The sequence below is a fragment of the Pelatocladus sp. BLCC-F211 genome (assembly GCF_041928655.1).
GTDB lineage: Bacteria > Cyanobacteriota > Cyanobacteriia > Cyanobacteriales > Nostocaceae > Pelatocladus.
In genome coordinates this window covers 16676-29918 of the sequence record NZ_JBHFLM010000213.1, presented here as the reverse complement: position 1 = coordinate 29918, position 13243 = coordinate 16676, and the positions used below count along the sequence as shown (strand labels likewise).

The 13243-nt window shown below is 37.4% G+C and carries 10 protein-coding genes; 2 read left to right on the top strand and 8 right to left on the bottom strand.

The features are described 5' to 3' along the window. Positions 1 to 670 precede the first annotated feature (670 nt). Positions 671 to 856, top strand: a complete 186-nt coding sequence (locus ACE1AT_RS25705; protein ID WP_374873566.1) for a CopG family transcriptional regulator — start codon at positions 671 to 673, stop codon at positions 854 to 856. Positions 857 to 1158: 302 nt separating this feature from the next. On the opposite strand, the gene ACE1AT_RS25700 is transcribed toward ACE1AT_RS25705, so the two are convergent. The 7 genes from ACE1AT_RS25700 to ACE1AT_RS25670 form a co-directional block, all read right to left on the bottom strand. Next, positions 1159 to 1317, bottom strand: a complete 159-nt coding sequence (locus ACE1AT_RS25700; protein WP_016865305.1) for a hypothetical protein — start codon at positions 1315 to 1317, stop codon at positions 1159 to 1161. 9 nt (positions 1318 to 1326) lie between these two features. After that, positions 1327 to 1482 (bottom strand): hypothetical protein, encoded by a 156-nt coding sequence (locus ACE1AT_RS25695; protein ID WP_374873564.1) that lies wholly within the window; start codon positions 1480 to 1482, stop codon positions 1327 to 1329. Positions 1483 to 2340: 858 nt separating this feature from the next. Continuing rightward, positions 2341 to 3621 (bottom strand): glycosyltransferase family 4 protein, encoded by a 1281-nt coding sequence (locus ACE1AT_RS25690; protein WP_374873562.1) that lies wholly within the window; start codon positions 3619 to 3621, stop codon positions 2341 to 2343. Between the two features lie 352 nt (positions 3622 to 3973). Next, positions 3974 to 5257, bottom strand: a complete 1284-nt coding sequence (locus ACE1AT_RS25685) for an FAD-dependent hydroxylase (RefSeq protein ID WP_374873560.1) — start codon at positions 5255 to 5257, stop codon at positions 3974 to 3976. A gap of 324 nt (positions 5258 to 5581) precedes the next feature. After that, complete coding sequence (locus tag ACE1AT_RS25680) at positions 5582 to 6337, bottom strand: YebC/PmpR family DNA-binding transcriptional regulator (protein ID WP_374873558.1); 756 nt, start codon at positions 6335 to 6337, stop codon at positions 5582 to 5584. Positions 6338 to 6506: 169 nt separating this feature from the next. Further along, a complete protein-coding gene (gene lysS, locus ACE1AT_RS25675) occupies positions 6507 to 8024 on the bottom strand; it encodes a lysine--tRNA ligase (protein ID WP_374873556.1) in 1518 nt (505 codons plus the stop codon). A gap of 67 nt (positions 8025 to 8091) precedes the next feature. Then, positions 8092 to 9177 (bottom strand): hypothetical protein, encoded by a 1086-nt coding sequence (locus ACE1AT_RS25670; protein WP_374873554.1) that lies wholly within the window; start codon positions 9175 to 9177, stop codon positions 8092 to 8094. A gap of 1901 nt (positions 9178 to 11078) precedes the next feature. On the opposite strand from ACE1AT_RS25670, the gene ACE1AT_RS25665 reads away from it, so the two are divergent. Next, positions 11079 to 12518: a glycoside hydrolase 100 family protein gene (locus ACE1AT_RS25665; protein ID WP_374873595.1), complete on the top strand. Its 1440-nt coding sequence runs from the start codon at positions 11079 to 11081 to the stop codon at positions 12516 to 12518. A 94-nt stretch (positions 12519 to 12612) separates the two neighbouring features. Here ACE1AT_RS25665 and ACE1AT_RS25660 read toward each other — a convergent pair whose 3' ends face one another. Beyond that, entirely contained in the window at positions 12613 to 13215 is a 603-nt protein-coding gene (locus ACE1AT_RS25660) for a hypothetical protein (RefSeq protein ID WP_374873553.1), read from the bottom strand. Positions 13216 to 13243: the final 28 nt, after the last annotated feature.

The window sequence follows — 13243 nt, the reverse complement described above, 5'->3', positions numbered from 1 at the left end:
CTGATTATCAGGATGTGTGCTTCGAGGAAACCTAAGCACAATCATAGTTTTAGCGATCACGCTGTCTGATTGTTGTGATTATTTTAAAATTTAGACAAGCCAAAATCAGGAAGTTAATAAATAATTTAAAGAATAATTGTAAATTTTTTTTAAGCTCATAGAATTTCTAATCTTACATCCTGATTACCTGACCATACTTAGCGCGTTTTAAAGTAGTTGAGCTATTAGCCCCCAATTAATTGATTGCAGGGCGGGATAATAGTCCAAAATCAAGAGTTTTGTGAAGGCTTAAACCCCTACACGAATTGAGTAACAGTATCTTAGAAATAACGCCTATTCAAAAGAAGTACGCCTGCGCGAACTTATATGACTTTAACTACTTGACAAAATTATAAAATCTGATGTAGATGTTACTAGTGTATATATTATTTTGTTGTATATTAAAATACATCAAATAAGCTTCCAAAACTTTAATCATCAGGATTTGTGCATATAGTTTTATGTTCAACTTGCTACCAGTAATTTTTTTGTATCTGGTGCTTGTGCTTTATAAATATTAAATAGAATAATTAAAAATCTTAAGTTAAATCTCAAAAACTAGATTTTCACTGGTAAAGATGGTTCTGGATTGGCAATACTAAATCATCTTAAATAATGAAGTATAAAAATAATGAACAAAACAGGTGCAAATGTATTTCCAATTTTTGCAACACCCAGTAAAAAAGCATCAGTGAAACAAATAACGCTTGAATTGACACCAGATGAAGTTAGAAAACTTGAACAACATTGTGACTGGACGGGAAAAGAAGCAACGGACATAGTTCGGGAACTCATTCAAGAGTTGCCCATAACCTAATTTTTCACGCCGAATTGTAAAATTCCAGTCTTTGCAAGAATCCTAGCCACTTTATACGAGTTGGGTAATCTAAGTTCAGAAAATTTCAGTAAAATAGCAAAATATTTCCTTAAATGTTATCTGGAAAACATACAACTAATCAGTGTAGAGTAAAATTGTAGAGATTCCTTAGTCTATTAGCTGACTAAGGAATCTCTAATCTATTAATTACTGGCTAGTGCACTTGCAAGAGACTGAAAATCCTGCCTGACGCAAAAACTAGTTTGCCAAAATCATCATTAATCTCAAGACTAAACCTGGTTCTAATGCTGCTCCGGTCTAGTCATCGGTAAAGCTCGAATGAGTTCCCTAATCACATCCGTTGCTGCTCTACCTGTCTGATCACAGTATTTTTCAAGCTTATTGGCTTCGTTTGATGCCAAGTTAACAGTAATCCGCTTAACAGCCCATTTTTTGTTCATAATTGAAATTTAGTTGAATACCACAAACTTATGGAAAATACAAAAATCTGTATTCATTAAATCTGGTGAAGAAGCAAATTCAAGTGTTTGGTCAACGAAGTTGACTGAAAGTCTAAAATGTTTTTTGTCACCTTCCTGAATTTGTCCCTCGCGAATGGTGTTCATGATCTCATTCTTGTTTGAAAGTTCATCATGTGGTTTTGAATAAAGCCAAATACCATCCTTAAACTGACCAATATTTGAATGAACGGGTGATTTTGCTTGCTAATAAGATGATATTTTATCAAGCACCTGCATTAGTTGCTTAAGCTAACTACAAGTTATCGACACAGTTTTTCCCTAAATAGCTGTATTACTCGCAAAAGAGTGAAGACTATATTTACGGGCTTTAGGTTCAGTATGTTCTGGAATCGCTTTGTAAACAATCATTGGTTAGTAGAATTTGGTAAATTTTACAACGTTTCTTCCCTCATGGGCTAATTAGCCTGAGCCTGGAATCTCCCCACAAACAGCTTTATTCAGAAAGACTCGTACTTAATAAATATCTAGGCTCAGTACTATTTTGAAGTTTGTTGCCTAGTCAGGTCAAGACTTGGATAGTGTTTTCTTGGTTGTTAAACAACAGGTAATATCGGCTGCTTTCCTTTTTACTCCTTAAACTTGACAGATTATTGTAAGCTGCTACGCAGTGTCAAATAGTTGATTATGTAAAATCAGTCCAAGCTTCAACTTTAGTTTTGTCAAGATGCATGAATTCCTTCCATTAGAACCTTCATGCTCAGAGTATGTATAAAAAGTATGGAAATAATGAGATTTGCTTCAAGATTTTTGAGAAAAACCATTAATTTTTTAGTGTATTCAAGGTATATTATTCTCTATTTGTACAATATTTATATAATTTCATTGTATAAATAGCAACAAATAAGAGAATCATGAGCGTATCTTGGTAAATATCGACTCTAAACTTGAGGCATTTGGTATCGGCGTCAACACAAATCCCTGATAACTGATAACCAATCATTGTTAACTGATTTTAACTTCTTGCTTAGAAACAACAGCGGATTCAATTGCTGGACTATCAGCAATCATTGTGTAGAACAAAGACTCATAATGATTTAAAGCTTGGTCAAAAGAATATTGTTCAACGGCAAATTGGCGACTGTTATAGCCGAGAGTTTTAACTTTTTGAGGGTGTTGGTACAAATCCAAAATTGCCTTGGCTAGAGCATGGGGATCTTCTGGAGGGACGACAACACCGCCGCCGCTTTGTCTAATTGCTCTTGCAGCAGTACCGTTATCAGGTACAGATGCAATTAATGCTTTACCACTGGCAAGTAAAACTTGAATTTTGGATGGCATGTTGAAGGATATCACATTTTTCTTTTGCACTACCAAACCAACATCAGCAGCAGCCAACATCTCTGGTAATTGTTCACGGGGTTGAAAAGGCAGCAATAAAACGTTATCTGCACCACAGTTTTGGCATTCTTGCTGTAATCTTTGTAGACCTTTTGCCTCTCCTACAATCACAAACTTAATGTCTGGAATATGTTGCAACGTAGAGGCAGCTTTTACTACTGTTTCCAAGCCTTGAGTCAGGGCAATGTTACCAGAATATAAAACTAAAAATTTATCATTTAGTTGATGCTCGCTGCGGAAAGAGTTATTTTCTTTTGGTAAAGGACGAATAAAATTGACATCAACCCAGTTGGGAATTTGTACAATTTTATTCGCTTTTACATCTTTATCTATCAAATTTTCTACAAATCCATCAGCAATGACACTAATTTTAGTCGCAGTGTGGTAGGCAAATTTTTCTAATGCTGTAAAGGCTTTAACAAGTAATTGATTTTTTATCAAGCCAACATGAATCGCTGCTTCTGGCAATATATCTTGAAGGTTTAATACCACAGGACAATTCTGTAACCATCCCAATAAGGCTGTTGGAATACACACAGGTAAAGATGGTGAAGTTGCAAGAATTACATCTGGACGCCAACCCCTCAAGGCTGGTAGAAAACTTGTAATAACAAAGCTCGCATCTAGTAACACCCTATCTAGGAGGTTGGGTTGAGGGCGAATCCAAACATAACTGCGTTGAATTTGAACGCCATTTTTATATTCGGTCAGATACAACTTTTTTTTATACCCGTCGTAGATTCGACGTTCTGGGTAGTTTGGCATAGCAGTCACTACACGTACCTGATGCCCTCGTTTAACGAGTCCCTCTGCTAATTCAGTCATTAGGGGGGCTATCCCTATTGGTTCTGGGTAGTAGTTATAAGAGTAAATTAAAATCCGCATAACAAATCAATCCAAACAACCCTGGTTTTCGGTTAATTCAGCAAATTTTTCCTGAAAATCATTCCAGGTAGAGATTGCGCTTCTATCTGAATTTTCTCCTTGGATTGTCTTAATGTCAGTGCTTTGCAAGTAAATTTTGAGTAAAATTTAATACTTGCAACTTAATCGCACGAGTATTATTTTTTACTTTTATGGAGTAAAAAAAAGAATGCTTTTTAAGTATGATTATCTAAGTAAAAACTCCAGTAACATAGTAAAAAATTAAATAAAATAGAGACGTTGCACTGCAACGTCTCTACAAACCCCCAGATCCCCTATTCACCAGCTACCCCTAAGTCGGGGATATTGTTGTTCACGAATGATTTAGGAATGCTATATGACGTTGGGCTAATTCGGGTGTGCGTCCTTTCAAGCCAATCATCAATTTGAGAGTGTATATTTTCAATATTGGTACTCGCTGCATTACCCATAAACCAAGACGACGAACTAGCATTACGGGTAAAAATGTATTAGAAAAGACTCTATCTAATAAATCTGTAAAACCTAGAATAGTCAGGTTTTCCCTTTTACGCCAACGTTCGTAGCGTTTGAGGATTTTGATATTACCGATATCTTCACCAGTGTGATGTGCTTGTTGAATCACTTGGGCTAAAGCTGCTGCATCGCGGATACCCAAGTTTAAACCTTGACCGCCCACGGGATGACAATTGTGTGCTGCATCACCCACCAAAGCTAATCGGTGTAGGGCGTAATGATCGCTCTGCATCAGTTGTACCTGAAAAATAAAGCGATCGCCAAGCAATTCCAACTTACCCAGCTGATTACCAAAACGCCGACTTAATTGTGTGAGAAATTGCTCATCATCCAAAGCACACAAGGCTTTTGCTTCTTCATGGGGGGCAGTCCAGACAATGCGACAACGATTTCCCGGCAAAGGTAAAATTGCGAAGGGGCCACTAGACCAAAATTTTTCGTAGGCAGTATGATTATGTGGTTTTTCCGGTTTGACAAATGCCACAATACAAGACTGCCAGTATTTCCAACCATGAGTTTTAATTCCAGCAGCTTGGCGAATAGGCGATCGCGAACCATCAGCAGCTACTACTAATTTGCTACGGACTGTCCGCATTTCTCCGGCGACTTTGACATCTATTGTGGCTATGTCCTGGTGATAATGAGTATTTATTACTTCTGCTGGACACAAATAAGTCACATTTGGACATTCTTTGACAAACTCGCGCAGAGGATACAACAGTGCTTGGTGTTCCGCCACATAACCCAAATCTTGTTTATTGATGTCTGCTGTGGTAAACTCCACCACATTTGGGTGATCAGCATCAGAAAGCCGGACACGGCGGTAAGTTTCAATTTGAGGTAAGATTTTGTCCCAGACTCCAATACCTTGATAAATTAGCGCCGACAGCATGTGTACGGCGTAGGCTTGTCCCTTGGCTACTGCTGCGGATTCTGGTTTTGCTTCAATCAGCAGGATACTCAATCCTGAGTTTTTAAAAGCAGAGGCTAGGGTAAGGCCGATAATTCCGCCACCGACTATGACCAAATCATAGTCGTATTCCCGTTTGCTTGTAGCTACCTGCTTAGGGGAAAAAGTTTGTGGAAGCTGTGCTTGCACCATTGTTAAGACAAATTACAGCGTTTTAATTATTATTTTTACGCGATCGCGCCGTAGAGGACAAGGGAAGGGGGACACGGAGGAAAACTAAGAACTAACAACTAATTAAATAAAAACCCTACTGGTGCATGAGATACGCAGTAGGGTAAAAACCGTGTTTAAGTGTGTTGAAGAGTAAGATAAAGTTACTTGTTATTGGTTGTTAATGGTTAGTTGTTGGTTGCTTGGCACTACCTGTTACTAACATTTGGTCATCAACAATATCAATATCTCAAACTAATATGTCGGTACTGTGTAATTAATGTGAAATTCTTATTGCAGTTTAAGCTAAGACATGACAGCCATTAATTCTTCTGACATTTCAAAGTTGGCGGTGACGTTCTGCACATCATCCAAGCCTTCTAAAGTATCTATTAATTTAAGTAGCGATCGCGCCTGTTCTGGGTTATTAACTTCGACGTTGTTACTTGGAATCCAACGTAGTTCGGCGTCTGTCACCTGAAAATTATTTTCTTTAAGGGCTTGGTTGAGGTTTTCTAAGTTTGTCACCTCAGTAAAAACCTCAGCAGTTTTCTCATCAGTCATTTCGTAGGATTCCGCACCACCTTCTAGGGATGCTTCTAAAAGTTTTTCTTCATCTTCTACTCCCTCAACAATACAAACGCCTTTTTGATCAAACATCCAACTGACACATCCTGTTTCACCAAGATTACCGCCATTTTTGCTAAAGGCGGTGCGTAAGTCAGCTGCGGTACGATTACGATTGTCTGTCAAGGCTTCGATTAAAACAGCAACGCCCCCAGGGCCATAACCTTCGTAACGAATAGCTTCAAGCTGAGATCCATCACCTGCAAAAGTTCCCGCACCTTTAGCGATCGCCCTTTCAATATTTTCGTTGGGAATACCCGCCGCTTTGGCTTTGTCGATCGCTGTTCGCAGTTGGAAATTACCTGCTGGATCTGGAATACCACTCCTAGCAGCAATAATAATCGCCCGTGAAAGTTGGGTGAATGTCTTACCCTTTTTGGCATCCACTACTGCTTTTTGGCGTTTAATATTTGCCCATTTACTATGTCCTGCCATACGTTGAAACAGTTATCAGTTATCAGTTAGGGATCGGGGATTGGGGATTGAGGGTTGGGGATCGGGCATGAATCAGTTAACAGTTACCAGTTTCCAGTTTAATTTGATAACTGATAACTGAGAAGTTGTTCCCCTTCCCTTGTTCCCCCGATCCCCGATCCCTGATCCCCTATTCCCCGATTTGTTCAGATTTTTCTGGCTTGAGTAAGGGGAAGGCGATCGCATCTCGGATGCTAGCACAGTCAGTTAGCAACATTACTAACCTGTCAATGCCAATACCTAAACCTCCAGTGGGAGGCATTCCATATTCTAAGGCTGTCAGGAAGTCTTCATCTACTCCTTGGGCTTCTAAATCACCTGCGGCTTTGCGGGCTGCTTGTTCTTCTAAGCGTTGGCGTTGATCAATGGGATCTGTAAGTTCTGAGAAACTGTTGGCTGTTTCGCGTCCAACAATAAATAATTCAAAACGTTCCACCAAACCAGGCTGGGAACGGTGCGGTTTTGCCAAGGGCGATATTTCGACGGGATAGTCAATTACAAAAGTAGGCTGAATTAAGTTAGCCTCTACTTTTTGTTCAAAGGCTTCATTCAGCAGCTTACCAATAGAAGGACAATCTTCTATTTTTTCTAATCCAGCATTTTTAGATGCAGTTTTGGCTGCTTCTAAGCTTTGAAAGGCTCGGAAATCTAATCCTGTATATTCTTTTACCAAGTCATGCATGGTAACACGACGCCAAGATGGCGTTAAATCAACTGCTTGTCCTTGGTAGGTAATTTGTAATGTGCTAAGTGTTTCTTGAGCAACGCTGGTAATAATTCCTTCCGTCAGCGCCATCATATCGTTGTAGTCGGCGTAGGCTTGGTAAATTTCCACCGTAGTAAATTCTGGATTATGACGGGTAGAAATTCCCTCATTACGGAAAATTCGTCCCAGTTCAAATACTTTTTCAAAACCACCGACAATCAATCGCTTGAGATGGAGTTCTGTGGCAATCCGCAAATACAACTCCATATCTAAGGTGTTGTGGTGGGTAATAAATGGCCGCGCATCAGCACCTCCTGCTTCTGCTTGTAAAACAGGAGTTTCAATTTCCAAGAAATCACGCTCTTCTAAGTATTTACGAATACCAGCAGTAATTTGAGCGCGACGGCGGAAAGTTTGCCGAACTTCTGGGTTAACGATTAAGTCTACGTAGCGTTGTCGATAACGTTTAGCTACATCTGTCAAACCGTGCCATTTATCAGGCAAGGGCAACAAAGATTTAGTTAATATTGTATATTCTTTAACATAAACTGATAATTCGCCCTTTTCAGTCCGTTTAATTGTTCCTTTTGCACCCAAGATGTCACCAACATCTGTAAGCTGTTTGAGATGGTTAAAGGCATTAGCATCAATATCTGCCATACCTGCTTGGATGCGGTTTTTGTCTAAATAAAGCTGAATTTTGCCAGTTTCATCTTCTATATCAAAGAAAGCTAGTTTACCGAAGACGCGACGCACCATAATGCGTCCAGCCACAGCGACATCTATATCTACTTCTTCTCCATTGGCTAAATCAGCAAATTTTTCCTGCAATTGCGCTGCGTGATGGGTAGATTCCCAACGATAGGCGTAGGGATTCATCCCTAACTGTCTAAACTGTTCTACTTTCTCTAGCCGCGTAGCACGGATATCTTCTTCCGACATAATTAACGAACTAACATAGGGCAAGAATTAATTATAGATGCTGGCAATGTAGGCAACACTATAACTGTCAAATAACACCGCCAGTTAATTCTTCTTTATAACCCAAGCGCGATCGCTCACTCAAAAATAGCTGTTGCATTTCTTGCAGATAAGGACACAATAACATCTTCTGTTCTGCGTTCAGGTGGCTGCTAATTTCATCTACCAAGAGTTGACACCATTTTTCTGTCATTTCCCATTTAATACCTACACCCTTGACAACCATCACACACAAAGGTATAAGTTCCCTTTCTATGGATTCCATGCTCTTTTCTAAAAAGCACAACCACAAGTAAGCTTGAAACATATTCAAGTCACGAAGGCAAGAGTGTTTGATGCTTGGGTTACTCAATTCTCCCCTGCGGCTATAATGATTGGGTAATAACTCCACCAATTGACGATAAATCGACTCAGCTATCTCTGGTGTAGCTAACATCATCTGTTCTATAAGATTTAATTCCGGTGAATCTACCTCATACTTGGTAGCGCTAGCACAAACAAGTTGCCAAGGTATGGCAACTTGTTCTTCAACAAATTTTAAGTAGGGAGTTAGTAATATTTTTTCTGTTGACGTAAGTTTTTTGAGAATTAACTGATTTGTAAAATTTATTTGCGTTGTCATGAACCCAAGAGCACGCCAATCTTTGGAAATTATGTGTTGCTCTTGAAATACAAGTAATACTGGTTCAAGTAAATAGGCTAATTCAGTGATTTCCGATATCCCCAATATAGAAATATTATTACTTTCAAATATTTCTGTTATGGATAAATGTGCTTGAAGAGAGTTTTTTTCATAAAATTCAAGTGTTTGTTTATATACTCGAAAAGCAAATTGAGTTATCAGCCTTGCTTCGTTCAAATCTATAATGTTGGGGATATAACTATAAAAAGTTTTCGCTTGTATACATCCCATCTGGCAATTAATATCTAATAGATTCTTCATCAACCTAGCAGATGTAAAAGCTCGTCCCTCTGGTGAAGCGGTTGCCAATAAACTAGTATGAATATACTTGTCTAGTGAGACGTGAGAAAAATCCAGTGTATAACGCTTTGCCCAAAGTTTGAGCAAGCGTTCTACTGAAGGAGTTTTAACAGTTTCTACTGCTTTAAGCATCAATTTTTCCTTTTGAGTTTATTTTTTATTTTTCCGTATGATTAATCAAACTCATATGGTTAATTAGGAGTATTTTTCTACGAGAATAAGTAATTTTAATTAAATGAATATTTATGATAAACTAATTTAAGCTAATTAAATTTGATTTGTGGTTAAGATAAGTGAGTTTTTCGGTCTCACTATTTAGTACTCTTATTAGAGCTATTTCCATTGTTGATATAAACCGTCCACAAATACTTTTCAAGGCTTTTGGCCAAAGTTTACTATTTGTGGACTAAAAGAATTCCAAGTCGTCCTTTTGGCTGATATTTGTTGATTTATTTTTTGTTTTTATCACCTAATCCAGATTTGTGAATACTAAATTAATGCTCCAAATCAAAATATTAGTCAGTTGAATCGTACTTTAACTATATAGCCTTGAAATTGATATCACTAAATCAAGGTGGGTTAAATTTTTGGAAGTCTACACAGGCAATTCTATTCTGTTGACCAACCATTCCGAGCAGGGTACAAGAAAGCGGATTTATCCGTGGGGTCAATCCAAAATCCAAAATCCAAAATCCAAAATCCAAAATCCAAAATCCAAAATCCAAAATCCAAAATCCAAAATCCAAAATCCAAAATCCAAAATCCAAAATCGGATGACTCTTGCATCAGGCAACGCTCAGTCATGGCGAAAGCAACAAAACCCTCTAGACAAAGGCTTTCAACCCTTGATTTTTCAAATAGGCACGCTGGGCGCACATTGCTAGGTCGCGGGATTTAACTTTATTATTTTTTAATTTTAATCCAGAGAACTAGGAGTTTTTCTATACGAACCCCTTTTGCTTGTAAAGTACACAAACTTTAGTTGTTATCCGGAAGATTTAAGAAAATTTTTGGGAAATAGTTGTTTTCCATACTTGATGTACTTCTGAAATTTGATATGATAAAAGTAACAATAGCTACAAAATAATATGCTATTTTAATATATATGCTTCTCTCATCTAGTTGTTTCTCAGAATAGCCATTTGTGTAGCTAGTTAGTTTTTTGTATCTACCAACTTTTTAGTGTGCGATCGCATTCCCATAACAAGGGGCGAAAAAGCTAAAAGTTCGTTCTAATCTATTTGGCGAGTGTAGTATTGCATTCTTTCCTAATCTCATAAAAAAACTTTGATCAGTAAACTTGCTGACTAGTAGAGGTTTATTAGACCACTATTTTGCATAAGTAGCAAGGGATAATTAAGAAAAAAATTACCGATCATCAAAAAGATTTTAAATGTATGTATGACGATAATTTATCTATGATTAAATTTGTTATTTATTTAAAATAACTATTTTCAAAATAGGTTGGTTTTTTATTAGATGTGTATTTTTTGATGCACTATATTAAGTTTAATTTATTTTGTTGCTAAAGAAGATTAGCAGATAAAAAGTAAAATTAATTACTATGTTAAATATAAAAAATGATTTTTAAAATTACTATTGCATATTATGAAAAATCGTTATAATTTTTATTGTGTCAGTAAATTATTTAGTTAGAGCTAAAGACACTTCTGGTGTAAAAGTATTTAAATTTACAAAAATTTAAATACCTACTCATATATGTTTTTGTATGGTAAAAAGTAATTAAATCCTGATAAATTTCCAAGTGTTAAAGGATATATTGAGCTTGGTTATAACAAGTAGGTTTCTTGCTATTTTAATAAAAATAGCAAGAAATGCATTTTTTCAGGCTAAAAATGCCAATCATAAAATTGATTATTTGAACAGCGAAAATATTTTTAGAAATAGCATTCATCTTTATTTTTGAATTAAAAAATATGTTGATAATGGTGAGGATATCGTAAGGAATAAATTAAGTTTTATTTATTCAATGTCGAATGAAAAATACAAATTTATATGGAGATATTGAGGCGATGCAATTAGAAGATTTGGCAACAATTGAAAATGTAGAAAGAGAAGCTTGGGAAGTTTTAGAAAAATCGATTATGTACTATCAAGGTCGTCCAGTTGGGACACTCGCCGCCATTGATAGTACAATAGATGCGCTCAATTACGATCAATGCTTTATTCGCGATTTTGTTTCTTCTGGTCTACTATTTCTCATTCAAGGTAGAACAGAAATTGTTCGTAACTTTCTAGAAGTAACTTTAAAGTTACAGCCAAAAGAGAATCAATTGGATGCCTACAAACCTGGTCGAGGCATGATTCCAGCTAGCTTTAAAGTAGTTGTATCTCAAAGTGGTGAAGAATATTTAGAAGCAGATTTTGGAGAACATGCAATCGCTAGAGTCACACCAGTAGATTCATGTTTTTGGTGGATGATTCTGCTACGTGCTTATGTAGTAGCTACCCAGGATTATTCATTGGCATATCAAAGCGATTTTCAACAAGGAATCAGGTTGATTATGGAACTGTCCTTAGCGACACGTTTTGATATGTATCCTACCCTGTTGGTTCCAGACGGTGCTTGTATGATTGACCGTCGTTTGGGTATATACGGACATCCTTTAGAAATACAATCTCTGTTTTACTCCGCATTACGTGCTGGGCGAGAATTGCTAATTTGCCAAGGCAATCAAGATATTGTTACAGCTATTGATAATCGCTTACCGATTTTACGCGCTCATATCCGTAAACATTACTGGATAGACTTAAATCGTCTCAATGCTATTTACCGCTACAAAGGTGAAGAGTATGGCAAAGAAGCCGTTAATGAATTCAATATATATGTAGATTCGCTTCCTTATGCTGAATTAGATCGGTGGTTGCCAAAACAAGGTGGTTATCTAGCAGGAAATGTTGGCCCATCACAGATGGATACCCGCTTTTTCACATTAGGAAATTTAGTTGCAATTATTTCTGATCTTGCTAGCGAACAACAATCGCAAGCCATCATGAATTTAATTGAGAAACGCTGGGATGACTTAGTCGGAGATATGCCGATGAAAATCACTTTTCCAGCCTTGGAAAATGAAGAATATAGAATTATTACTGGCTGCGATCCTAAGAATATACCTTGGTCTTATCACAACGGTGGCAATTGGCCCGTTTTAATGTGGATGTTGGCAGCAGCAGCCATTAAAACTAAAAGAGTATATTTAGCAGACAGAGCAATTGAAATTGCCCAAGAACGTCTTAAAGATGATGAATGGCCAGAGTATTACGATGGTAGAAGAGGGCGACTGCAAGGCAAACAAGCAAGAAAATATCAAACATGGACAGTTGCAGGCTTTTTATTAGCAAAAGAATTGATTAAAAATCCCTCTTGTTTGCCATTAGTTAGTTTTGAGGAATTCGTAACACAACAGTTTTCTAGGGCTTGTGAATTTCAAATCAACAGCTTTGACGTTTGAACCTATTCTGTTGTTAGTAGTTAGTGGTTGATTGTTGGCTATTTGCAATGCCCAATGCCAACTTTCAATGTCTTCTTTGCGTCAATCATAATCCTCATTTTTTCAAAACTAACTGGAAAGAATTCAAGTATCCATCAATAGTTTGAGATAAAGTCTTCTGTTGTTTTTTAGTTGCGATCGCCATGACTTGATACAAACGTCCATCAGCAACATACATTCGGTTTTTAGTGATTTTCCCACCAGAGTTAATATACTCAATTTCTTTGCCGGGATGACCATTTGAACTATTAATGCTACGTTGTCCAATTAAATTACTTTGGGTAGCTTTTACAGCTAGAGTTTGGGCATTGTTAAGTATTAATTGGGGATTTGTCATTTGACCATAGCTATGGGGAAAGTCATTGTATGCGACTACGTAAGCCACTTCTTGGTTAGCTAGTTGACCAACGAAAACTTGTAAGTTTATTTCCCCCATATAGGTCTTTTGAGTTTGGGTAATGGCTTTAGGCATTCCCGGCATTAAGACACTAAAGCTACCATCTGGGGCAGTGAATAGCTTCCATTCTGACTTAATTGGTTTATTGGGAGCTGGTTTGGTTGGGGAAAGGGGGCGCTGGGGGGGACGCGCCTCGACACGAGTAAATCCGCTACATAGTAAGGCTATAGTAATTAAGGAAAACAACACTCTTTTTGTCATAGTTTTTGCTTTTACACGTGCTGATATC

What these genes read in the sequence shown, in the direction of transcription:
- ACE1AT_RS25705 (WP_374873566.1), top strand. Translation starts at nt 671, where the DNA reads ATGAACAAAACAGGTGCAAATGTATTTCCAATTTTTGCAACACCCAGT.
- ACE1AT_RS25700 (WP_016865305.1), bottom strand. Translation starts at nt 1,317, where the DNA reads ATGAACAAAAAATGGGCTGTTAAGCGGATTACTGTTAACTTGGCATCA.
- ACE1AT_RS25695 (WP_374873564.1), bottom strand. Translation starts at nt 1,482, where the DNA reads ATGAACACCATTCGCGAGGGACAAATTCAGGAAGGTGACAAAAAACAT.
- ACE1AT_RS25690 (WP_374873562.1), bottom strand. Translation starts at nt 3,621, where the DNA reads ATGCGGATTTTAATTTACTCTTATAACTACTACCCAGAACCAATAGGG.
- ACE1AT_RS25685 (WP_374873560.1), bottom strand. Translation starts at nt 5,257, where the DNA reads ATGGTGCAAGCACAGCTTCCACAAACTTTTTCCCCTAAGCAGGTAGCT.
- ACE1AT_RS25680 (WP_374873558.1), bottom strand. Translation starts at nt 6,337, where the DNA reads ATGGCAGGACATAGTAAATGGGCAAATATTAAACGCCAAAAAGCAGTA.
- lysS (WP_374873556.1), bottom strand. Translation starts at nt 8,024, where the DNA reads ATGTCGGAAGAAGATATCCGTGCTACGCGGCTAGAGAAAGTAGAACAG.
- ACE1AT_RS25670 (WP_374873554.1), bottom strand. Translation starts at nt 9,177, where the DNA reads ATGCTTAAAGCAGTAGAAACTGTTAAAACTCCTTCAGTAGAACGCTTG.
- ACE1AT_RS25665 (WP_374873595.1), top strand. Translation starts at nt 11,079, where the DNA reads ATGCAATTAGAAGATTTGGCAACAATTGAAAATGTAGAAAGAGAAGCT.
- ACE1AT_RS25660 (WP_374873553.1), bottom strand. Translation starts at nt 13,215, where the DNA reads ATGACAAAAAGAGTGTTGTTTTCCTTAATTACTATAGCCTTACTATGT.